Origin of the sequence: Shewanella psychrophila, assembly GCF_002005305.1 — a bacterium.
Lineage (GTDB): Bacteria > Pseudomonadota > Gammaproteobacteria > Enterobacterales > Shewanellaceae > Shewanella > Shewanella psychrophila.
The window spans coordinates 4,595,483-4,616,279 of sequence record NZ_CP014782.1 but is presented as its reverse complement, the minus strand read 5'-3'; the positions used below and the strand labels follow the sequence as shown (position 1 = coordinate 4,616,279).

Annotated in this window: 21 protein-coding genes and 1 pseudogene; 12 read left to right on the top strand and 10 right to left on the bottom strand. The window is 44.9% G+C overall.

The window, feature by feature from the left end:
- Positions 1–181 precede the first annotated feature (181 nt).
- The 6 genes from sps_RS20005 to sps_RS19975 all read left to right on the top strand — a co-directional run bounded on the left by sps_RS20005 (position 182) and on the right by sps_RS19975 (position 6,597).
- Entirely contained in the window at positions 182–1,342 is a 1,161-nt protein-coding gene (locus sps_RS20005; RefSeq protein WP_077754107.1) for an HlyD family secretion protein, read from the top strand.
- Positions 1,332–2,366, top strand: coding sequence for a DUF2955 domain-containing protein (locus tag sps_RS20000; RefSeq protein ID WP_077754106.1), 1,035 nt, complete (start codon positions 1,332–1,334; stop codon positions 2,364–2,366). Before sps_RS20005 ends, sps_RS20000 begins: the two co-directional genes overlap by 11 nt.
- Positions 2,367–2,370: 4 nt before the next feature.
- Positions 2,371–3,246 carry an outer membrane protein gene (locus sps_RS19995; RefSeq protein WP_077754105.1) on the top strand — a complete coding sequence of 292 codons (876 nt, stop codon included), beginning with the start codon at positions 2,371–2,373 and terminating at the stop codon, positions 3,244–3,246.
- Positions 3,247–3,316: 70 nt separating this feature from the next.
- A complete protein-coding gene (locus sps_RS19990) occupies positions 3,317–4,321 on the top strand; it encodes a helix-turn-helix domain-containing protein (RefSeq protein WP_077754104.1) in 1,005 nt (334 codons plus the stop codon).
- Positions 4,322–4,806: 485 nt separating this feature from the next.
- The gene (locus tag sps_RS19980) at positions 4,807–5,397 is read left to right on the top strand and encodes a lipid-binding SYLF domain-containing protein (RefSeq protein ID WP_077754102.1); all 591 of its coding nucleotides are present in this window, start codon (positions 4,807–4,809) and stop codon (positions 5,395–5,397) included.
- A 102-nt stretch (positions 5,398–5,499) separates the two neighbouring features.
- The gene (locus tag sps_RS19975) at positions 5,500–6,597 is read left to right on the top strand and encodes an AI-2E family transporter (protein ID WP_077754101.1); all 1,098 of its coding nucleotides are present in this window, start codon (positions 5,500–5,502) and stop codon (positions 6,595–6,597) included.
- 81 nt (positions 6,598–6,678) lie between these two features.
- Here the strand turns inward: sps_RS19975 and sps_RS19970 are convergent, their stop codons facing one another.
- From sps_RS19970 to sps_RS19950, 5 genes are all read right to left on the bottom strand, one after another.
- Positions 6,679–7,122, bottom strand: coding sequence for an OsmC family protein (locus sps_RS19970; protein ID WP_077754100.1), 444 nt, complete (start codon positions 7,120–7,122; stop codon positions 6,679–6,681).
- A gap of 260 nt (positions 7,123–7,382) precedes the next feature.
- Positions 7,383–7,883, bottom strand: coding sequence for a hypothetical protein (locus sps_RS19965; protein ID WP_077754099.1), 501 nt, complete (start codon positions 7,881–7,883; stop codon positions 7,383–7,385).
- Between the two features lie 125 nt (positions 7,884–8,008).
- Positions 8,009–8,374, bottom strand: a complete 366-nt coding sequence (locus sps_RS19960; protein ID WP_169915857.1) for a DUF3325 domain-containing protein — start codon at positions 8,372–8,374, stop codon at positions 8,009–8,011.
- Complete coding sequence (locus sps_RS19955; protein WP_077754097.1) at positions 8,374–10,032, bottom strand: PepSY-associated TM helix domain-containing protein; 1,659 nt, start codon at positions 10,030–10,032, stop codon at positions 8,374–8,376. Before sps_RS19955 ends, sps_RS19960 begins: the two co-directional genes overlap by 1 nt.
- 121 nt (positions 10,033–10,153) lie before the next feature.
- Complete coding sequence (locus sps_RS19950) at positions 10,154–10,438, bottom strand: hypothetical protein (protein ID WP_237157891.1); 285 nt, start codon at positions 10,436–10,438, stop codon at positions 10,154–10,156.
- A 690-nt stretch (positions 10,439–11,128) separates the two neighbouring features.
- On the opposite strand from sps_RS19950, the gene hpf reads away from it, so the two are divergent.
- Positions 11,129–11,485 carry a ribosome hibernation-promoting factor, HPF/YfiA family gene (hpf, locus tag sps_RS19945; protein ID WP_077754095.1) on the top strand — a complete coding sequence of 119 codons (357 nt, stop codon included), beginning with the start codon at positions 11,129–11,131 and terminating at the stop codon, positions 11,483–11,485.
- A 242-nt stretch (positions 11,486–11,727) separates the two neighbouring features.
- Here hpf and sps_RS28550 read toward each other — a convergent pair whose 3' ends face one another.
- The gene (locus sps_RS28550; protein WP_169915626.1) at positions 11,728–11,901 is read right to left on the bottom strand and encodes a hypothetical protein; all 174 of its coding nucleotides are present in this window, start codon (positions 11,899–11,901) and stop codon (positions 11,728–11,730) included.
- 150 nt (positions 11,902–12,051) lie between these two features.
- Here sps_RS28550 and sps_RS19940 point away from each other — a divergent pair, with 150 nt between their 5' ends.
- Complete coding sequence (locus sps_RS19940; protein WP_149027317.1) at positions 12,052–12,960, top strand: substrate-binding periplasmic protein; 909 nt, start codon at positions 12,052–12,054, stop codon at positions 12,958–12,960.
- A gap of 69 nt (positions 12,961–13,029) precedes the next feature.
- On the opposite strand, the gene sps_RS19935 is transcribed toward sps_RS19940, so the two are convergent.
- Positions 13,030–14,163, bottom strand: coding sequence for an alkene reductase (locus tag sps_RS19935; protein WP_077754093.1), 1,134 nt, complete (start codon positions 14,161–14,163; stop codon positions 13,030–13,032).
- Positions 14,164–14,264: 101 nt separating this feature from the next.
- Between sps_RS19935 and sps_RS19930 the strand changes: the two genes are divergently transcribed.
- Positions 14,265–15,173 (top strand): LysR family transcriptional regulator, encoded by a 909-nt coding sequence (locus sps_RS19930; RefSeq protein ID WP_077754092.1) that lies wholly within the window; start codon positions 14,265–14,267, stop codon positions 15,171–15,173.
- 71 nt (positions 15,174–15,244) lie between these two features.
- Here sps_RS19930 and sps_RS19925 read toward each other — a convergent pair whose 3' ends face one another.
- From sps_RS19925 to sps_RS19915, 3 genes and pseudogenes are all read right to left on the bottom strand, one after another.
- On the bottom strand, positions 15,245–17,170 hold the full coding sequence (locus tag sps_RS19925) for a monovalent cation:proton antiporter-2 (CPA2) family protein (RefSeq protein ID WP_077754091.1): 1,926 nt from the start codon (positions 17,168–17,170) through the stop codon (positions 15,245–15,247).
- A 23-nt stretch (positions 17,171–17,193) separates the two neighbouring features.
- Positions 17,194–17,817 carry an NAD(P)H-dependent oxidoreductase gene (locus sps_RS19920; protein WP_077755782.1) on the bottom strand — a complete coding sequence of 208 codons (624 nt, stop codon included), beginning with the start codon at positions 17,815–17,817 and terminating at the stop codon, positions 17,194–17,196.
- Positions 17,818–18,061: 244 nt separating this feature from the next.
- Positions 18,062–18,478: pseudogene (locus sps_RS19915) on the bottom strand (LuxR C-terminal-related transcriptional regulator); the annotation flags it as partial.
- Between the two features lie 222 nt (positions 18,479–18,700).
- Between sps_RS19915 and sps_RS19910 the strand changes: the two are divergent.
- The 3 genes from sps_RS19910 (at position 18,701) to sps_RS19900 (ending at position 20,569) form a co-directional block, all read left to right on the top strand.
- Complete coding sequence (locus sps_RS19910) at positions 18,701–18,877, top strand: carbon storage regulator (RefSeq protein ID WP_077754089.1); 177 nt, start codon at positions 18,701–18,703, stop codon at positions 18,875–18,877.
- Positions 18,878–19,096: 219 nt separating this feature from the next.
- On the top strand, positions 19,097–19,450 hold the full coding sequence (locus sps_RS19905) for a group I truncated hemoglobin (RefSeq protein ID WP_077754088.1): 354 nt from the start codon (positions 19,097–19,099) through the stop codon (positions 19,448–19,450).
- Between the two features lie 189 nt (positions 19,451–19,639).
- Positions 19,640–20,569, top strand: a complete 930-nt coding sequence (locus tag sps_RS19900; protein WP_169915855.1) for a LysR family transcriptional regulator — start codon at positions 19,640–19,642, stop codon at positions 20,567–20,569.
- Positions 20,570–20,797: the final 228 nt, after the last annotated feature.

Sequence of the window (20,797 nt, the reverse complement as noted above, 5' to 3'; positions counted from 1 at the left end):
ATCATATCCTGTTTTAGTGGCGGTTATAGAGCAGGTTAGACTGCTCATCGACATTAATTTTGTGTCTTTAAGGTTAAAAGGTTGTTAGAGTTATTTTTGGTTTTTTAGTATTAAAAACAAATTTAAAGCTAAGTTTTTGGCTAGTTGTTTACATGTGTCGATGAATGGGTAGGTAAGACAAATGAGTGAGAAACGTGAAGGCAATGATACTGATATTGCACCAGAACTAGTAGAGCCCACACAGACTTCAATAGATACTAATGTCGATGCCAGTCGAGCTAAGACGAATAAGATCCGCAAGGCGACTAACATCATTTTGGGAGTGGCGACGGTGATGTTTGTTTTTCACTTGATTGCCGACCGCTTTATTCCTTCAACAGATCTCGGCCGTGTCAGGGCCTTTGTTGTGCCGATTAGCCCTCAAGTCTCTGGCGAGATTATTGATATTGTGGTCACCCCCAATACTTTAGTGAAAGCAGGGGCTCTGCTTGCCAAGATTGATCCTCTTGATTATGAGATTGCCCTGGAAACCGCACAGCAAAAGCTTAAGCAAGCAGGGCAAAATATGGGGGCGCAAACTGCCAATGTTGCAGCGGCTCAAGCCAAGGTGACTAACGCCATCGCTAACTACAAGAATGCTCAGGTTCAGTCAAAACGAATCTTTGCTATGGTCGAAAAGGCTGTGATGTCTCAGGCTGATGCCGATAATGCCCGTGCTGAGCTAACGAGTGCTGAGACTGGGGTTGCCGCTGCAAAAGCCGATCTCGCTAAAGCAGAAGAACGCCTAGGTGCTGAAGGTGACAATAATACCAATGTGAAATCTGCATTACTGGCTTTGCAACAAGCTGAATTGAATTTACAGAGAACTGAAATCCGCGCACCAACCGATGGTGGTGCATCCAATTTTCGTCTTAAGGAAGGCGTATTCGCCAGTGCTGGTCAACCCTTGATGACTTTTATTTCATCGGAAGATGTGTGGATTGAAGCCTACTTTAGAGAGAACAGCCTTGGCAATATTAAGCCTGGTGATGAGGTCGAATTTGCTTTGGACTATGCCCCTGGCAAGGTATTTAAAGGTAAAGTGGGTAACATAGATTATGGTGTCGATTGGGGGCAGAGTGAGCAGACGGGTAAACTTGCTCAGGTCTCGGGACAGAGTGGCTGGCTGCGCCAATCTCAGCGTTTTCCGGTCACCATCATTATGTCAGGTGAAGAAACTAAAGGCCTTAGACGGGTGGGCGGCCAAGCCGATGTGTTAGTGTACACTTCCGACGCTGGCCTGTTTAATTTGTTTGGCAAGACGTGGATCCGTTTAGTTAGCTGGTTCTCTTATGTCCGATAGTCAAGCTATCGCAACCCAAGAGCAAGTCTATACCAGAAAGGTGCTACGTTTTACCTTAGGGATAGCCCTGTCTATTGCTATCTCGGCGGCTTTTGCATGGCCACTGGCGTTTATTGTACCAGTATTTGTGGCCAAGTTTTTTGTCGATAGGCAGGAGCCAACGAAACAGACAGTGTATGAATTACTTCTTGCTATGATCTGTACCATATTTATCGCTTGGGTGGTGAGTTTCGGGCCAACTCAATATCCATTGGTACTGTTACCTTTAATTGCTATGGTGATGATGTGGGCCTATTACCTATTTAGCGATCCTAAATGGAATTTCTTTGCCACTGTCCTCATTATCGCTATTTTGTTGTTGCCATATTTGGGGCTGCAACAGCCGGGAGCCGCCCTTATGGTCGGGGTTGGTCTGAGTTTTTCAGGTGTGGTCTCTGTGGCCATCTTCGCCTTGATGCACGCCCTGTATCCAGACCTTTCTGAGAAAAGAGAACAACATCCTATGCCGGCTCAATCTTCTGAAGATAGGGCCTATGAGTCGTTTCGGGCGTTGCTCTTAGCCTTTCCTGTTATCTGTTTCTTCTATCTGCTTGAGATATCCGGTGCGCTTCTTACCATGATTTTTATCGCTATCTTATCCTTGCAAGCTGCAGGGGAGAAGAGCGTTAAAGTCAGTCTGTTTTTATTATTAACCAATGGTATAGGTGGATTACTGGCTATTGTTTTCTATAATTTATTAGTGACGGTTCCTGAGCTGTCTTTTTATGTCATTTTAGCCAGCTTAGCGGCGATACTATTTGCGAAAAAGATATATGAAGATCCGACAAAGGCGCCCTTGTATGCCGGTATTTTCTCTGCCTTGATTGTCGTTGTAGGCTCTACGGCGTCTTCGACTGACAAGGGCGTGGCTGAAAACTTCTATATGCGGATCTTGCAGCTGATGATGGTTGGTCTCTACATGGTTTTTGCTTCTTTTTTTCTTGAAAGCAGAAATTGGACATTTTTAAGGAAAATTGAGAGGTGAGGATATGGCGCTCAACACGAAATTCAATCAGACATGGATGCCCTTGTTGGTTGTCGGGACCCTTGCTTTATCACCTGTAGTTGTTGCCGATGATAGCCGTTTCAAGATAGCAGTAGGTGGTTTTTACTCTAATTCTGACACTGGTATGGATGTCACCAGTCCGCTGACCGATAAACAATTTGAACTCGATTTCGAAACAGATTTAGAGCTGGTGGAAAGTGAATTTCTCCCTTTCCTCGAACTGGCTTATTGGTTCAATGCCCAGCATGGTATTTATTTCGATTGGAAACGACTTCATCGCGATGCAACTAATACTAATATCACAGTACCCTACGAGTTTGACCATCCCGATCCGGATATTGATGAGACTTATTCGATTCAACTGGGCGCTGAAATCACCACAACCTTTAATGTCGATATCGCTCGCATAGGTTATGGCTATGATTTTTATAAGGATGAGACATGGGATCTCATTTTTACCGCCGGTTTACATGTTATGTGGTTAGAACTTGGCTTTGAAGGTGAGATAGGGGCTTGTTTGGATGAAAATTGCAGTATCATAGATATCGCTCCCGATACTGTGGTGTTTACCGATGTGACAGCGCCGTTGCCGGATATTGGTTTACTGGCTCATTATCAGTTTACCGATAGCTGGAGTATTACTGGCCACGCTCAGTATTTTTATATAAAAATAGATAATATAAAGGGTGAGTTGATCGATCTCAGTGGGGGAATCGAATATAACTTCGAAGGTAAGTTTGCTGCAGACTTATCTTATAAATATTACAAAGTGTCCGCCGATATCGATGGTGATTATACTACTACCAATATTCATTATGGCTTTCATGGACCCATGCTGACACTATCTTATGAGTTTTAATCTATAACATCTTAAGTTTAGCCTTATCGCTGGCTAAAATGCATCGTCCTTGGAGTCAATGGAGCGCTAAATGCCACCTACCAGTTCAGCTCAGATTGTTCCTCTTTTCAACGCTGAATATACCGCTACGCTTGTTAATCTATTAAGAACGTTAGACAGAGATATCTATCCGCTGATTTCTATGGCTGGGCTACCTGAGAATATATTAGAAACAGAGTATGACTTTGTCCCTGAGGCGCCGGTGATTAATCTGCTTGAGCTCATTTTTGAAAAAGCAGGACAAAAGAAGTATGGAGAGTTAATCTGGTATGCTTGCAGAAATGTATTTATTCCAAGGTATATAGCTCGAATAAAACAAGACTCTACATTAAAGGACGCGCTTCATACTTTCATTGATTTTGTGCACACCGAAACAACCCACACTCATATTCAACTTCGTCATTTAGCAGGAAAGAACTGGTTTATCCGCGACAGAAGGCAGAGCTTAGAGCACAGCCATCACCTTGCTGAACAGTTCGCACTGATCTTTATGGTGGAACTTATTCGTGGTCTTACTCGCAGTGATTGGGCGCCTACAGATGTAGTGATGCGATATAATCATCCCCAAGCTCTTAAAGACGCACTTTTACTCAAACGAGCCCAGTTTTACACTGAACGCTCTGTTTGCGCTATATGCTTAACGGATGCGGAGCTTGAGCAGAAAGTGAAGCATAAGCTTGGCTGGAGCCAAAAGAAACACCAAGTTCCAGCTGTTGCCCCTTCGGCTTTTTTAGCGACTTTCAGGAAAGCTATCATTCCCTACATCAGTATTGGGCGCCTACCTATTACTCAAGCGGCTATCGTACTTAATATGAGTGTAAGAACGTTACAGCGTCGGTTAGCCGCTGAAAAGGTGAGCTATTCGGAGATTGTTGAAGAGCTGATACAAGCACAAGCGATTGACTTGGTGTTAGATAGAACGATACCAGTTACCCGTATCTCATCGACATTGGGTTATTCTGATGTTGCCCATTTTTCTAGGGCTTTTAAACGAATGACGGGGCACTCGCCACGTGCATATCGTAAAAACCTATAGATTTCAATTGCATGAGAAACCATCATCTCTTAGCTAAATACAACTCAGTTACTTGGCATCAAAAGGTAACTAAGTCAGATAGCATCAATTTATACTCGTTCTATCTTATCTGTCGGAGGCGTCATGGGACTGGCTATTATCATCATTATATTCTCTATCCTCTGGGTACTTTCTGGCACGTTAACCGCCTTATTTGCGGGAGTGATGTGGGGGGAACTGGTGTTTTTTTCCTTTTTCGGGGCCGTAATGTTTGGCTGGTGGAAGAGTGTTAGAAAGGTTATTAGGGAGTACCGAGCCTTAATAAGGTAATCATTGAGATGTTATTTATTCCTGAAAAATAGTGAGTGCTCCCCCTGACTGACATGAAGTGGTAACTATTTTTAGATGCCAGGGCCAGTATTAACCGCAGGCTAACATTCTAAAATACATATGTGCATGATGCAGTATATTTCGCACATTTTTCAATCCGTTATATAAGGTGCATTATGACATTTAATCTTACTCGTTTAGTTAAAGCTGCCACTATCGTTACTCCGCTGATATTAGTGGGGTGTGCGACTGGTAATACCCCTGAATCTAAAAAATCCAATGCGCGTAAAGAAACCAATGCGGCGCTGCAAGAAGTTTACTCTGAGCATAAAGGAGCGAAAACAGCGGTGGCTAATTCGGTGGCTTTTGTGACTTGTACAGGCAGTAACAGCTATCTTTTCGCGCTCTCAACAGGGGGCGGAGTGTGTGTACTTAATGAAAAGGGATCCATTTCATATTACCGTTTTGCAACGGGTGGGGTCGGTGCTGGTATAGGCTGGAAGCAGGTGGCCTTTGTACAGGTATTTATGAATCATGATGCCTTGAATCGTTTTAAGGAGGCGGGGTTCGAAGGTCAGGCTCAGGCGGAGGCCAGTGCCGAGTATGAAGGAAGTGGCGATCAAGCCTCAGCCAATCAATCGGTGGATGTAAAAGGGGTGAAAACCTATCAGGTCAACTTGATGGGGGCGGCGGCCCAAGCAACAGTCCAAGCTTATAAGTATTGGGAGACAGATTTCAGCGATGATTTTATTGAGAAAGAGGGATAATTCTTATTTCACCTAGCTTATTGATAGTCATCCTTCTTTAATATAGTTTTAAATTCAGTGCTACTTTTTATTAACACCCCGAATAAAATTATTGGAGCTAACATGAGTGCTCAAAATAGCGATAGTCCACATTGGTTCACTAAACATGCCGTAGATGCTGCCATAAAAATCGCCGTGATTTTTATGGTGGTGATCTGGTGTTTCGAGATTATAAAACCTTTCATTATGCCCATTGTCTGGGGGGGGATAATCGCGATAACTCTGTTTCCCTTAGTCGCGAAACTATCGAAGAAAAGTGGATTGAGTTTAGGACGATCCAGTGCCTTGGTGACAGTGTTGTCTTTAGCCTTACTACTGATCCCGGCATTTCTGTTTTCAGGTGCTCTGGTCAGCGGTACCCAAGACTTTATTGGGGAGATTCAGGAGGGGACTTTCGTCATTCCTCCTCCTAAAGAGTCCGTTGCCGATTTGCCTTTGATTGGCGATAAGTTGTATAGCTTCTGGGATAAATCATCGACTAACTTAGATAATGTCATTAAAACTTACCGCGAAGAAATTAAAAGTTTTGCCGCTAAAGGCGCCGCAGCCTTAGGTGGTTTCGGCATGACGATATTGCAGTTTGTTATCTCCATTATTATTGGTGGTGTATTTATTACCAATACTAAAGGAGCCAGCGAAGTGTGCCACAAGGTAGCGATTAGACTTGCAGGCTCTTATGGGGCAGAGTTTTCAGCCTTGTCGGTTGCCACTGTTCGTAGTGTGGTTCAAGGCGTGATAGGCGTTGCATTTATCCAGTCAATTCTTTCCGGGATCGGCATGGGTTTAGTCGGTGTACCTGCTACCGGGATCTGGATGTTAGCCGTGCTGATTTTAGCCATAGTGCAACTTCCGCCAATATTAGTTTTGGCTCCTATCATAGCGTATGTTTTTTCAGTGGAAAGCTCGTCGGTCGCTATTATGTTTATGGTGTGGGCCATCCTAGTCAGTGCAAGTGATGCCTTTCTTAAGCCTATGTTGATGGGCCGTGGTGTCGATATTCCTATGCTTGTTATTTTACTAGGTGCGATCGGTGGCATGATGATGTCGGGAATTGTCGGCTTGTTTGTTGGCGCGGTAGTGATGGGGCTGGGCTATAAATTGTTTATTGCCTGGATAGACAATGAGCCAAGTACTGTCAGTGAAGATGCCCCTGAGCTGTGATGACAAGATAGCAAGTATGAGGTTAGCATTCGTCTCATTATGCACATCTTATTAGCCCCTTTCATTGGGGCTTTTTAATATTCAGTAGAGGACTTCAATCTCGGCAGATAAACTGTTGGCAATAAAGCAGTTCGCATGGGCTTTTTCATGAATTTTAGCTAATACTTCAAGATTTACTTCCAAGCCGTTATCGAAGATAACGACAGGTTTCAATATGATTTTTGTGATGGCGATTTTTCCCATCTCATTTTTTCCCAGTTCAGCTGTCGCGGTATCCTTATAGCTCAAAACCTTTAGTCGTTTAAGGTGAGCGATAGTAAGAAAAGTCAGCATATGACATGAGCTAAGGGCTCCCAGTAGCTGCTCTTCAGGGTTTATCTTGGTATCGCAGCCTTTGTATTCTGGAGCCGATGATGCTTGTATTATTTGGCCGCTGCCAAAGTGGATCCTGTGATCACGACAAAAATCTCCGTCGGCTATGGGGCGGTTATCTGATTCCCAGTCCACTTTCAAGGTGAAAGCCATATTAATTTCCTAGGTGTTATTAGTTGTAATGTCAGCAGATTAGCATAATTACAATGTTTACCAATTGGTTTTTATGGCGTTTGGGGTCGTAAAGGTCTGGAGGAAGTTAGGCGAGACATGAGGGGGGCAGGGAGGAGGGAATGAGGAAAAAAGCAAAAGTGTCAGGTAGGAGACACTGACTAAGCTTGAATTCCCATTATCTATTATAGCCTTTCAAAGATAGCCCTTTAACTGTAACCGTTGGAGCCACCAATAAAGTATTAGGCCTGCTCATTTATGCTCTGAGTCGTCTCTACATAGGTTTGCATAATTGAGATTTCTTCCTGCTGAACCATGGAGTCCGCTACGGCCTCACGTGCACCATCGTTATTCGACAGGTAATAAGCTGTCGCTGGTGACATACCATTGCCGTTACCTGTCGCTATGCTTTCCATATCAGAATATATCTGATATTGGGCCACAGCCTTACGGTACTCAATATACTCGTCTACTTTGTCTCCTTGATGAACATTTGAATTGTCACCAGAATTAGGCAGAGTAGGCCGAGTGGGTGTTATCGGTATGGCTTCATTTAAAGGCGTTTGTGGCTGCTTGGATAGGGCCATTGCCTGTGCTGAAAGCGTGATTGAATCAGTGATATTTGGCAGAGGTTTAGCTGCGACAACTTCGGCCTGATATGCAGCCGTTGATACTCGATTCGAGGCTGGTTGAATAACGGCGGATGCGCTTGTGGCATACTGATTAGTTGAATTAACTTGCATATCTGTCTCACTATTTTGTGAATAGGCACAGATTGTACAATAATTAACCTGAATGATGGCTGAACACCATCACTTATGCGTAGCATTATCTTAAAAGGGAATAACCATTTCTTCGACAATGCGCCTTAAATTGAAAGCCCTGGGATAGCTCTGAATTGATCACATACTAATACAATTGGTATTAGTCCCGTGGCCATAAAAATGGGCAGAGACTTAGCACGGTAACTTAGGGTGAGTATTACTAATAACCCAGCGACAGCAATTATCCCGGTAAAGAATATACTGCCATAAACCATGCCTTGTTTGGCGACACTCAAGTAATAGCTTAAGCCAAGCATCAACCAACCAGTCCAATATAAGCACCTGCTTTGTCCGGCTGTAGGAGCTTTTTTGAAGGTGCTCCTGAAATTAGAGAACATGGCCAATGCTAAGCAGCCAAATGCGATATAACTGATCCACAATATACTCAATATCATTAGATTAGAGATCATTATTGGGCTCCTCCCTTCACTTTAGTTGTAAGAGGATTTTCTCTATCCCTGCTTTTTCTCTGAGACTCCGCTGTATTTTTCTTGGTTGCCGCAGGCATTGGCTTACTTGAAGCATTAAGTCTTTTGACGACAAAAAATAAACCTAAGCCTAAGAAGAAAGATAAGAGGTCGAAACCCACTAAGGTCCACTGCCCGCTGACAATATTATCGATAATATTGCTTGGAGAAGTTAAGGCGTTGAGTAGAGGTATGGTCATAAAGCCAAAAGCGCCAAGGGCGAGGACTAAACGCCAACTAGCCAGTGTACGGTTAAAGCAGGCTATTAGTCCCACTAGAGCTAGGGTGAAAAAGAAGCAATCGACTTCCCATTGTGCTCTATTTGGTATGCCTGAGGGCAGTATGCGGTTGGCGTAAAAGAAAACCGATGTCGCTAAGGGGAGTCCAGCAATAAAGGTAAGGTTTAGCCCTTCTACTAATCGCAGACCGAGACTCACTGGTTCACCTTGTTTAATCTGTTTTAGCTGCTTTTGGCGTATCTTTACCGCCCAGAGTAGTGCACCTGTCGCTATCATGGCGCATCCTAGCAAACCACAGAAAAAGAAGAATGCGCGTAGGCTAAAGTCGGCAAATCTAGCCGTATGTAATGACATTAAGGTGTCGTAAGTTGCATGAGTCGCAGACTCTTCCAAAGGTGACATGGTAATTAGCTCGCCTGTGACTCCACTAAACACGATTTGAGTGCGTTTGTCGGTGACAAGTTGTTCATTGTTTCTATAGAAGCTGATACGGCTATTGCTGTCATGGGGCGCAGTAATCACCACTTGTTTGATTGGTGCTTCTCCCCAGTAACGTTTTACTTGTGGTAATAAGCTAGATGCAGAAATAAGTTCTGCATCTAGCCCGCTAGGCTTGGTTTGCACCCTGGATGGGTTTAACTCAGCACGAAAGGCACGGTTATCGCCGTCGTAATTCGTCAATACACCCCAAGGCATATACATAAACATCAAGGTGATAAGACCGGTATAGGTGATCATCAAGTGATAGGGGAGTGCCATTACAGAGCTGACATTGTGGGCATCAAGCCAGGAACGACTGCCCTTATTGCGCCTGAAACTGAAGAAGTCCTTAAAGATACGCTTATGGATCACTATCCCGCTGATTAAGGCGATAAGCATAAACATGGTACAGAAGCCTACTATCCAACGGGCAAATTTGGCTGGCATATAATGAAGGTCAAAATGTAACCGATAGAAAAAGTTACCGCCTTTAGACTCACGTACTTCACTAATCATCTCCTCACTATCGGGTTTAACGATCAATTCATGAAACTCACCGCGGCGTTGTCCGGTTTCTGGCTGAGTTTGCCAGCCATAACTAAGATAGGGTCTGCGCTCAGTTGGCAGGTAGATACGCCAGTCTCTGACATTATCGGCATGTTCGTTTAAGAATGCTTGCCCTGAAGCTAACTGTTTGCTGAGTTCACTAGCTTGGTAGTGCTGAAATGTCCCAGAATGTAACTCAGGTTTCGTCCACAGTGATATCTCGTGACGGAAATAACTCATGCTGCCAGCAAAGAAGACGATGAGAAGTACCCAGCAGACTAGCAGGCCGACCCAAGTATGGAGCCAGGTCATGGAGCGAAAAAAAGAATCTTTCATTAGGTTACCTAAAACGATAAAAACGCATTTAACCTTGCTTCGGTCATGTGACTAACAAAGTCGTAAGTTAATGTGGTAAATGAGTGTTATTTTTATTATTTGAATAAGCCTGTTACTGGTGTTAACTCATCATTTGAGTCGCTGCGTATAGGCAAGCACTCATGATTAAAGGCTCTAAACAGGCTCGCATTGGCGACTGTAAACTAAAAGCTCGCATCCCACTGACGGCGTAGATAGCGAATGCAAGCATGGTTGCCACTAAAGTCGCATCAACAGCTGGAAGTGGCAGTAAAGCAGCAATAAAGCCACATACATTGGCCGCAACCAGATAACCGCCAAATATCGCAGCCAGTACTCTGGAGATCAGTGCGCCATGCTTGGGGCGATATAAACTAACTTTTTCCATAAAAGTTAACTTGGTAACGTGAGAGTGAGTCACTACTTGGCAGTCCGTTTTATCCTGTTATTAAACAGGTACATCAAAGTGGTGGGCACGATTTTACATCAGGAGGATAAATCTGGTAACTATTTTCATTCTCATTTACATGTAAATTTACATTGTGGGAACTGCTTCTCATTTTTGTTGCAGGTGACGGAAATGATTCGGTGTGAATAAAAATTAATCATCACTGGGAGCGCGTATGGTTTATGCTTAATCTCTGCTGGTTAATTATCAGTCTTTCGAGTGATAAAAATATCAACGTTTTGTCTATTTTTATGACGTTTATCTTAGTTTTGTCTTTATTTTAGACATTGAATATAACCGAGGCTTGCATTTGTTTCGCATCAGGAGTAAATATTAAGACAGCTAGTTTGGAATTGAAAATGATGAGACACCAAGCATACATGAACGCATAGTTAGTTGGCCGTAATCGCCGCTCAGCGTCACTTTCATCATAATCGGTTCTTAATCTGGAATGGTAATTGTTATGGCAATTGTTAGAGTGGATATAGAGCCCGGGGCTTGATGAGTGAGCCAATCCTCAAATGAAAGTCAGTGGAAAATGTAAAAGCCGAAAAAGTTTTATATGAACCCTTGAGTTTTCATTCTGAGACCCCAGTTCTATTATTGAAGTAATTCTTAAAAGGAAAACCTATGAAAATAAATCTTTCTGGTCACCACGTAGATGTTACAGATTCAATCAAAGAACATTTGAACGAAAAGTTTTCCAAGATAGCCACTCATTTCCCGACACTCATCTCGTTAGATGTCACCATCTCTAAAGAGCATGGCGAGTTTCAGGTTGAGCTGCGCACTAATTATGAAGGTAGTCGAATCTCTGCATCGGGGACAAAAGATGTCATGTATCCGGCTATTGCGATTGCCAAGAAGAAGCTCGAGGCAGCGCTCAAGCACCGTAAGGGTCAGCTAAAAGCAGATAAGCATGAGAAACCAGTAAGTACTACGCCTGAAATAGCTCATGAGCTGGTACAAGAGATGAAGCTAGTATAACGCTCCTCTCTAGGACTAAAGGTAAGAAGAAAGCCATCATCTAGATGGCTTTTTTGCATTTAGGCTAACAAGTTATATAAGACTGACACGTGGGCAACCGGCTTCTTATGCTCAGAAAGCCTGTAAGCAACAATGCTGCAGAAATAGCTCATGAGCTGGTACAAGAGATGAAGCTAGTATAACGCTCCTCTCTAAGGACTAAAGGTAAGAAGAAAGCCATCATCTAGATGGCTTTTTTGCATTTAGGCTAACAAGTTATATAAGACTGACAGGTGGGCAACCGGCTCCTTATGCTTAATCGGAAACAGCTTACCTTCGAATACTGTGCCATACACTTGGATATGTTTGAGCTTATCTAACTCAACCTTATAAGGGTTTTGTTCGAGTATAGTGAAGTTGCTTGCGATACAGCTCATTACCTCGCGTGGTAATGATGACTAGAATATAAGGCTTAGCCGTATTGGTTAGGCCTTTTTCATATAACTTGATTCATATTTTAATACGCTTAAACACCAGCGGCTATAGTTAAGCCATGGACCAGTGACTGTACTGCAGTGGGTGTGGTGATGTCGACATGCGCAAGACTACTTTTTTTAAACGTCATACTCTTTGGCGGGATTACGCCTGTGATGACAAATGCGATGGCTGATGCGATAGAAGCTCCTCGGACTGAAGCGAACTCAGATCTAAAAAGAGACACCGAAGCCGATGTTGAAAGAGGTGTTGAAAATGATGTCGGAGTCACTAATGAAGGCATGACCTTGGCCTTTATCGGCGACCCTAAGTCTGACGTTAACTTCAGATGGGTTGAACTTATCTATATCGAAGTGTTCAGGCGACTGAATATTCCTTTTCACTACAAGGTCTATCCACCGTCGCGGGCAAGTATGATGGCCAATTCTGGCAGGGTCGATGGTGAAGCGGCAAGGGTCGCCGATTATGGTGAAAAGTTTAATAATCTGGTTCGTATCGAAGAGCCAATTGTCTCGACTCATTTCAGTGCTTTCTCCCATCGCGCCGATATCAAACTGACTAGCTGGACCGATCTCAAGGATACGTCTTATCGAGTCGAGTATCGTCGTGGGATTTTCATCACAGAGAAACGTTTGTCGGCGCTGGTGCCTTCCGATAAATTGACCATCGCCACCTATCCTCTACATGGGTTGAAACGCCTCATACACGATAGGATAGACATATATATCGGTGCCGAATTTAGAATTATTCCCATATTAAAACGTGATGAGTTTAGTGATGCCAAGATTAACATGGTCGGTAGACTAGAGACTTTTGATAATTTTGGTTATCTGCACAAGCGCCATAACAAGCTGGCGGGATTAATCGCTGAGGTGCTAAAAACCATGAGATCTGATGGCCTGATGCAAGAATACTTAACTCAGGCCGATAGGGAGTTTTCTCTTATGGACGGCGAAGTGGAGCCTTCCATGTGGACGGCGAAGTGGAGCCTTCCATGTTAGAAGTAAACTGAGTTTAGTTTTTAAGACACCAAGCTCAGTTATTAACATTCAGAGACGACAAGAATGCGGTTACACAATAGCTCCATCTAGAGTCGGGTAATCGGTGTAACCCAACTCAGTGCCGCCATACATGGTGATAGGATCTACAGCATTAAGGGGAAGATCATGGCGGATCCGCTCAGGCAAGTCCGGGTTGGCGATGAAGGGACGACCGAAGGCAATCAAGTCACCCCAGTTCTTCTCCAACACTCTTTGACCACGCTCAGGTGTGTAGCGTCCAGCGTAGATGATGAGTCCGGAAAAGCTATCTCTGACCGCCAGCCTGAAACTGTCGGGAAGCTCAGGTGCATTGTCCCAGTCGGCTTCGGCAAGAGACAGATAACCTAATCTAGCTTGTTCCAGCATCTTGATTGCCGTTACATAGGTGGTATGGGGATCATCTTCTAACAGGCCAAGATAGATACGATCTTCTTGTGTGGTCTCGAACATTGGCGCGAAACGTACTCCGACTCTCTCTGGGCTGAAAACTTGGGTAACGGCCTCGACAATCTCCTTCAAGAAACGGAGTCGATTCTCTAACGAACCGCCGTATTCATCTTCCCTGAAGTTACTCTTGTCTGAGATAAACTGGTTTACCAGATAACCATTGGCACTGTGGATCTCTATGCCATCAAATCCTGCCTCTTTGGCGTTGATTGCGGCCTGTTTGTAGAGCTGAACCAGCTCCTTAACCTCGAGAGTGGTGAGTGCGCGGGCATGAGAAGGCTCTGCTAATGCCCCTTCTCCAGGCCCTGTTTCGATAAATACGCTGACCGTGTCAGCCTTACCCGCAGAGGGGGCAATTGGCGCGGCATTTCCCGGCTGTAAACTCGTATGGGACACTCGGCCCACATGCCAGAGCTGGGCGAAAATAACCTTGCCTCGATCATGTATGGCTTGGGTCACCTTACGCCAGCCTTCGACTTGCTCGGGGGAGTGAATACCAGGAGTCCAGGCATACCCCTGGCCTCTGGGCTCTATCTGAGTACCTTCGGTGATCATAAAGCCAGCGCCTGCTCTTTGACTGTAATATTGCGCCATCAGTTCGTTGGCTATGTTACCGGGTTGACTGCTGCGGGACCGGGTCAGTGGCGGTAGCACGATGCGATTTTCTAAGGTGAGTGAGCCTAGTGTTGTGGTGTCAAATAGTGCGGGATATTTCATAAGTTAGCCTTGATTACTCTGTTATTGGGCTAATATAAGTCTTCTATTGATGCTGAAAAATAACTAAACTTCGAAATAACTATTCGAATAATCGAAATAATATGCTGGATAAACTCCCTAATCTAAGAAGTTTTATGGCTGTTGCCGAGGCCAGCAGCTTCGCTAAGGCGGCTCGAAAGCTCAATATGGCGAATTCATCGGTGTCGCGTCAGATTGCTCAGCTGGAGAGCCAGTTGAATGTGTCTCTGTTTACTCGTACCACACGGCACGTTCAGCTTTCACCCGCGGGGGAGATACTCTATGGGCGTGCCAGCGGTTTGATCATGGAGATGGAAAGTTTGGCTGCCGAGCTCAGCGCCGACAGTGTCAGTCCCCATGGAACATTGAAAGTATCTGTGCCCTGGTGGTTCAGTCAGCTGCACCTAGCTCCCCTGTTACCTGAGTTTCTCGCCATGTATCCGGATCTCAGGGTGGTGATGCAGTGCGATGATGGCATGACCAAGTTGGTGGAGGAGGGATTTGATGTGGCGGTGCGACTGAGCCGACTCAAAGACTCTAACCTTATTGCCAGGCGATTGGGCCCCCACAGTTTTGCCATGGCGGCTTCTCCCGATTACCTGGCCAGACATGCAAAGGTGACCAAGCCCGAAGATCTGCGAGACCATGCCATGTTGTCATTCAACTTCTCAACTCCCTATCACAGCTGGACCCTGAGAAAGCAGGGCAGATCTTATCGTATTCCACTGAAAGACAGCGTGCTGACCAGTAATAATGCCGATATTTTGAAACAGTGTGCCCTCGATGGCGCGGGGATCATCATCCAGCCTGTATGGGGCATACAATCAGAAATAGAGTCGGGTGCATTGATACAGCTGCTGCCGGATTTTGAGGTGACATCCACCACGTTCGATAACGGTATTTTCGCGGTTTACAGCAAGGAGAGTAAGGCGGTGAACCGGGTTAAGGTATTCGTGGACTTTCTATCGGAACGGCTTAAGGTGACCGGTTAGTCGGTCACCTTGGCTGTGTGGGATGATAGTGGAGGGATAGCACAAGGCTTAAGTTCCTAGAACCTAGAATCTCATTCCTCGTTCTTATTCATACGTTTTTCGTAATCTTTAGGGGGCGGGGTCCAGCCACGCTCAACTCTGGCTTGTTCATCCAGATGTTCACTTTTCATCGCTTTTGCTATGGCTGTTTCTAACTCGATAAACAGCTCTCTGAAGTGTGTACTGTACTTACTGTCTTCACTGTTTTTCTTCCACATCTCATAGAGTGAGTCTTTATAGCAAAGCTCGAGTTCACGCAAAGTGGCCTTCTTCTGCTCAGCCTTGAAGGGGTGCACTCCTAAGGCAATCAATGCCTCTTTGCCTAGCTCCAGTGCCGAGTGATAGGTTTCGCTGACGATGAAATCGGCGCCCGCATGCTTAAGCTCGAAGTGATGCCCTCTATCGAAGGCGCGGGCAAAAATCATCACCTTAGGATAGGTGTGCTTGATGTATTTGGTCAGTTCCACTGCGCGCTCATTGTTGTCTATGGCTATGACCAACATGCTGGCATCCTCTATGCCTGCTGTGTGGAGTAGATCCGGCTGGGTGGCGTCTCCGTAGAAGCTTTTGACATTGATTTTTCTTAAGTTTGCCACCTGATCGACAGATTGATCCAGCACCACTGTCTTGATTTTATTGGCGACAAGGAAACGATTGACCATCTGACCAAAACGGCCCACACCGGCGATTATTACTGCGCCTTTTTCGGTGATCTCATCGGCTTCGGGTTTGTTTTCATTCACTTCATATCTGGGTAAAATCACCTTGTCGAACAAGATAAACAAGCCTGGAGTGAGGAACATGGACAGGGCGACGACCAGGGAGAGCATCTGGGCGAGTTCTGCAGGAATAACATGATTTTGTACCGTGTAGCTCAGGAGTACGAAGCCAAACTCACCGGCTTGAGCCAGGCTCAAAGCAAATAGCCAGCGGTCGCTATTCTTTATCCTAAATATCATGGCAAGCAAGAACAATACTGCGGCTTTGATCAACATAACGCCGGCGGTGATGCCGAGGACAGGGCCTACGTTACTGGCGAGCACACCAAAGTCGATGCCAGCGCCCACTGTGATAAAAAATAATCCTAGTAATAGTCCCTTGAAGGGTTCGATATTGGACTCTAGCTCGTGGCGGAACTCGCTGTTTGCCAGCACGACACCGGCTAAAAAGGTACCAAGAGCAGGAGAGAGGCCGACTAAGCTCATCAGGGCCGCGATGCCTATGACTAACATAAGTGCGGTGGCGGTGAATATCTCTCTCAATCCTGAGCTAGCGACGTAGCGAAACAGTGGGCGGCTCAGATAGTGGCCGCCAACGACGACCGCAGCGATGGCGAGCAATACTGTTATGCCGTAGGCCCAGCCTGGAAGTCCTGCGACCAGTGATAGCTCCTCATGGTGCTCGGCGGCTTGGCCAACGAGGGCCTGAGCTTTTTCCACCAGCTCCGGCAGCGCAAGCAATGGGATAAGTGCCAGCATGGGGATCACGGCAATATCCTGAAACAGCAGCACCGAAAAGGCATTCTTACCCCCTTCAGTCTTGGAGAGATTTTTCTCGCTGAACGTTTGTAGCACGATAGCGGTGGATGACAGGGCGAAGATGAGACCAACCGTGAAGGCGACACTCCAGCCTAGGCCAAAGTAGATCCCAACGGCCATGATAACCGCCGTAGTTACACCTACTTGTAGTCCGCCAAGCCCCATGAGTTTATTACGCATATCCCACAGCATGCGCGGCTCGAGCTCGAGACCCACTAAGAAGAGCATCATCACCACGCCGAATTCGGCGAAATGCTGCAATGTGTTAGTTTCGCTGCCGACCAGACCGACTATGGGACCTATCACCACACCAGCAATGAGATAACCCAGCACAGAGCCGAGCCCTAGGCGTTTGGCCAGAGGCACGGCAATCACGGCGGCGCAGAGGTAGATAAAGGCTTGAATAAAATACGCTGTCATAAATGAGTTACCTTGTCCTTAGGCTAGTGTGTTTCTTGTGTCTCTTGCGTAAATGCCTGATTAAGTACGGGCAAGGAGGCGGCGTGAGACAAATCCAGAGTGTTTGCGGCTAATGAGGTTAGCAAAGTATTAAATGTGTCAATGTGGCCGGGAATTCTTCCCTCTTCGTTGGCATTACGGCTGCTAAAAAGCACGAAGGGAGCCAAATAGTGCATACCGGTTAAGTTGGCGGTTTGCTCTATGGGACATAGCAGTTCTCGAATGGTGAAGTGATTATAGCCATCATCCTGATAGGCTTTTTCATTGCCGCCGGCCGTGGTGGCACAGAAAAAGGTTTTGCCCTTTAACGCCGTGCCACCTGCGCCATAGGCGAATCCATATTCGAGCACCAGATCTTGCCATTGTTTCAGGATAGCGGGCGTTGAGTACCAATGTAGAGGAAATAGAAAAATGATCACATCGTGGTCGAGTAAACGCTGTTGCTCTCTATCAATATTGATGTGAAAAGTCGGGTATTCACGGTAAAGGTCGATGGTGGTGACATCACTGTGTTCTTGACTGGCCTTGAACAGCAGCTTGTTGACTTCGGAACGTTCCTGAGATGGATGGGCGAACAGCACTAAGATTTTTTTTATTTCCTCTGGCATAACTTGTCCTTGTGAGGGGTGATGGCTCTGTGAAAAGAGAGTACAGACACTCTCAAATAAGTTATCACAAGTTAACACTGCAACATAACTCATACGTTTATCTTGGCTATCGCCAGCACTTATACGCCCCTCTTAATCAGACATCCATCTTAACTGGCAGGCTTTTGATACTCCCTTGTTCAAAGTAGAAGTGCAATACTACTTTTAGCATAGATTTATTATGGATGGCCTATTAAAAGGGGGGCTATATTAGGGCGAGCCGTAGGGCTTTTAATACGGCTTGGGTGCGATCTCTGCTTTCGAGTTTGAGTAAGATGTTGGAGATGTGATTTTTTACTGTGCCTTCGGCGAGGAAAACCGCCGCGGCTATTTCTTTATTGGAAAAACCTCCGGCCATCAGGGTGAGGATCTCTGATTCACGGCTAGTTATTTTTATTTCGCTTAGGCTTCCTACGGTGAGCTGTTCTTGATGACTGTTCGATAGCTGTTGCAGAATATTGGCCTCTATCAGGTAGCCGCCGCTAGCAACCTTAGTTATGGCGGAGATTAACTTATCTAATGAGACATCTTTCAGTAGGAAGCCATTGGCGCCATGGGTGATACTAGCCATCAAGAGCTCATTATCATCGAATGTAGTAAGCATTGTGACTGGGACTAGGTTACCTGAGGATCTGATGGCGAGGGTATTGCCTTTAGGGTTTCACGGCTGCTTCGTTTAATTAATTGTTACTCAGAATCTTTTTATCAAGCTAAAATATAAAAAATGGAATTTTATTATGCAACTTGATTCATTTTGCCAACTCTCAATTTGCTAAAAGTTAACTTCATTGCTAAACCTAGTGAGTGTATTGCTCAGGGAGTTATATTCGGACATGGAGGTTCTATGCTCATTCTCACTAGAAAACCCAACTCATCGATCACGATCACCAATATATACGATGAAAACGGCCAGCAACTTCAAGATATTGAGATAAACGTTTATTCAGATAACCGCATAGGCATCGTTGCCGATGGGTCGGTTGATATTTACCGAAGCGAGATCTTGGAGCTAGGTGAGTGAACTGGACCTTAAGTTTTCTTTCCCGTTTTGGATAAACTAGACCCGTTCATTGAATCAGTATTGATGAATAATCCCGTTATTTTGAGTTAGCTTATTTATGATGACTAATTGTCGTCAGATATTCCGCTGCAATCATAAAACACTAAGAGTTTTTGCCCACTCATATTCGTTTCTACTAGACTTAATGGGTCTTTAAGTTTAAAGGATACGAGGTATGTTATGAGTCTTTATGAACGTCTTGGAGGGGAGCAAAAAATCGCAGGGATAGCGGCGGATATATTCGATACCCATGCGACAAACCCAACAGTGGCCAGTCGTTATCAAGACAGTGACAGAGATCGGGTGATCAAGGTGGTGACCGAATTTTTGTGTGCCGGCACTGGTGGTCCACAAGACTACACGGGAAAATCTATGCCAGAAGCCCATCGATGCATGAATATCAACGAGGTCGAATACCTGGCTGTAATAGATGACATCATGGTTGCTCTGGATAAGAACGAGGTTGGGGAGCAGGAAAAGCAGGAGCTCTTGATGATTGCCTATTCACTTAAAGGAGAGATTATTGGAAAGTGATCCCTTTTTGTATGATTAGTCCTATAAAACGCAGCGATTGGCTGCGTTTTTTGTCTCTAATACATAGATACGACTCCTTAGTTAGAGTGTTTCATAATACAGAACACATTAAATTTAACTGTCAGTTTTTAGGAACATGAAGTAACGTAAGCCCTCTAGTGTTTCTGCATGATGAGATCAGGCGGGAGTTTGAAAACAGAAGATATTAAGTTGTTTCAACAAGTCGTAGAGAGCGGCAGTCTAATCAAAACTTCGGATACCTTAGATCTTGCTAAGTCGAATATTAGTCGCCGAATCAAAGCGCTGGAGTTAGAGATTGGTGCCAAACTCTTCACTCGTGAGCCTAAATCAATGCGCTTAACTGAGCAGGGGCAGGTCTTTTATCAAAAATCTAAATCTTTGTTGGCAGAGCTTGAGCAAACCTTAATTGATCTGGCTGAGCCTACCAAGGAGGTTTCTGGCGAATTAAGAGTACAGATGGTCGCTAATGCCCATTCACTGTTGCTGGCTAATACCGTTTATCAATTTATGGCTAAATACCCCAAAGTTAAGGCGGAGTTGATCACTACTAATGAGGAACTTAACCTCTCTCAACAGCATATTGATATCGGATTTAGTTTTGGTGAAGAGCTTGAAGATAGTAGTTTGATAGCCAGACGAATTAAAACCGCTAAAATAAAACTCTATGCTGCACCTTCCTTTTTTGAGGAGGGGCAGGTACCTAAGCAGCTTTCACAGCTTGATGGGCACAAGTATATTCAAACTCGCCTGCCAAATGGAAAAATATTTAAGCATAGTTTAGAGCCTGATTTTGATCCTAAGAAGCTCGACACTGTATTAGTGACTAATGATGTACAAGTCTTGATTGATGCATGTGTGTCTGGTTTAGGTATCGCTGCACTGCCTGTCCATTTAGGTGAGTTACTGGTGAGTCACAATAAATTGATCCCCCTATGTGAAGAAATAGTAGTGTATCAACTACACAGTTGGATTATGTACCGTAGCAATCAATTTATGCCGCTAGTTGTACGCCGTTTTATCGATTTCGCCGTTGCTGAACTTGAAAATTCTGATATGCCAAGTGCAACGCTCCCTGCTGCAACACGATTCCTAATCTAGCCGAAGAGCCTAGCCTGTCTGCCTTAGTTCTGGTATGTGGAACCCTTTGTTTCTTTTGTTGCTGTTTTTGTCTTCCTTGTTTCTGTCTATTATCTCTCCTATCTGATGAGCGGCAAGCTTTGTGCGGCTCATCCCCTATAACAGTTTGAGCGCTTTACAGACTGTAATAACTATACAGGCGTTGACTTCGACGTTTCATTTTCAGGTTCATTTTTTGTTGTCATGAGC

What these genes read in the sequence shown, in the direction of transcription:
- sps_RS20005 (WP_077754107.1), top strand. Translation starts at nt 182, where the DNA reads ATGAGTGAGAAACGTGAAGGCAATGATACTGATATTGCACCAGAACTA.
- sps_RS20000 (WP_077754106.1), top strand. Translation starts at nt 1,332, where the DNA reads ATGTCCGATAGTCAAGCTATCGCAACCCAAGAGCAAGTCTATACCAGA.
- sps_RS19995 (WP_077754105.1), top strand. Translation starts at nt 2,371, where the DNA reads ATGGCGCTCAACACGAAATTCAATCAGACATGGATGCCCTTGTTGGTT.
- sps_RS19990 (WP_077754104.1), top strand. Translation starts at nt 3,317, where the DNA reads ATGCCACCTACCAGTTCAGCTCAGATTGTTCCTCTTTTCAACGCTGAA.
- sps_RS19980 (WP_077754102.1), top strand. Translation starts at nt 4,807, where the DNA reads ATGACATTTAATCTTACTCGTTTAGTTAAAGCTGCCACTATCGTTACT.
- sps_RS19975 (WP_077754101.1), top strand. Translation starts at nt 5,500, where the DNA reads ATGAGTGCTCAAAATAGCGATAGTCCACATTGGTTCACTAAACATGCC.
- sps_RS19970 (WP_077754100.1), bottom strand. Translation starts at nt 7,122, where the DNA reads ATGGCTTTCACCTTGAAAGTGGACTGGGAATCAGATAACCGCCCCATA.
- sps_RS19965 (WP_077754099.1), bottom strand. Translation starts at nt 7,883, where the DNA reads ATGCAAGTTAATTCAACTAATCAGTATGCCACAAGCGCATCCGCCGTT.
- sps_RS19960 (WP_169915857.1), bottom strand. Translation starts at nt 8,374, where the DNA reads ATGATCTCTAATCTAATGATATTGAGTATATTGTGGATCAGTTATATC.
- sps_RS19955 (WP_077754097.1), bottom strand. Translation starts at nt 10,032, where the DNA reads ATGAAAGATTCTTTTTTTCGCTCCATGACCTGGCTCCATACTTGGGTC.
- sps_RS19950 (WP_237157891.1), bottom strand. Translation starts at nt 10,438, where the DNA reads ATGGAAAAAGTTAGTTTATATCGCCCCAAGCATGGCGCACTGATCTCC.
- hpf (WP_077754095.1), top strand. Translation starts at nt 11,129, where the DNA reads ATGAAAATAAATCTTTCTGGTCACCACGTAGATGTTACAGATTCAATC.
- sps_RS28550 (WP_169915626.1), bottom strand. Translation starts at nt 11,901, where the DNA reads ATGAGCTGTATCGCAAGCAACTTCACTATACTCGAACAAAACCCTTAT.
- sps_RS19940 (WP_149027317.1), top strand. Translation starts at nt 12,052, where the DNA reads ATGTCGACATGCGCAAGACTACTTTTTTTAAACGTCATACTCTTTGGC.
- sps_RS19935 (WP_077754093.1), bottom strand. Translation starts at nt 14,163, where the DNA reads ATGAAATATCCCGCACTATTTGACACCACAACACTAGGCTCACTCACC.
- sps_RS19930 (WP_077754092.1), top strand. Translation starts at nt 14,265, where the DNA reads ATGCTGGATAAACTCCCTAATCTAAGAAGTTTTATGGCTGTTGCCGAG.
- sps_RS19925 (WP_077754091.1), bottom strand. Translation starts at nt 17,170, where the DNA reads ATGACAGCGTATTTTATTCAAGCCTTTATCTACCTCTGCGCCGCCGTG.
- sps_RS19920 (WP_077755782.1), bottom strand. Translation starts at nt 17,817, where the DNA reads ATGCCAGAGGAAATAAAAAAAATCTTAGTGCTGTTCGCCCATCCATCT.
- sps_RS19910 (WP_077754089.1), top strand. Translation starts at nt 18,701, where the DNA reads ATGCTCATTCTCACTAGAAAACCCAACTCATCGATCACGATCACCAAT.
- sps_RS19905 (WP_077754088.1), top strand. Translation starts at nt 19,097, where the DNA reads ATGAGTCTTTATGAACGTCTTGGAGGGGAGCAAAAAATCGCAGGGATA.